At 42.1% G+C, this 285-nt stretch carries 1 protein-coding gene; it reads left to right on the forward strand.

Going from position 1 to position 285, the window contains the following annotated elements; all coding sequences use genetic code 11:
- A partial coding sequence (locus AAEY78_RS12655) for a prephenate dehydratase domain-containing protein (protein ID WP_352339683.1) occupies positions 1–285 on the forward strand: 285 nt, incomplete at both ends.

Below are 285 nucleotides of genomic sequence, written 5' to 3' on the forward strand. Positions count from 1 at the left end.
GTATTACATCAACAAGCTATGCTGCAAAAAAACCTCAACCCTGATGCGCTAAGTGAAACCCATCGAGTAACCTATTTAGGCGGACAAGGATCTTACAGTCAACTTGCGTGTCATAAGTACTTTAGTCGCCGACCAGGCAAATTAATTGAAATTGGCTGTAGTTCTTTTGATGAGATCACCGGTAAAGTAGAAAATGGCCAAGCCGACTTTGGCTTGTTACCGATTGAAAATACCAGCTCAGGCAGTATTAATGAAGTATTTGATTTACTCCAGCACGCGCAAGTC

This window comes from Psychrobacter sp. 16-MNA-CIBAN-0192 (genome assembly GCF_040309565.1).
In the GTDB taxonomy this organism is placed as follows: domain Bacteria; phylum Pseudomonadota; class Gammaproteobacteria; order Pseudomonadales; family Moraxellaceae; genus Psychrobacter.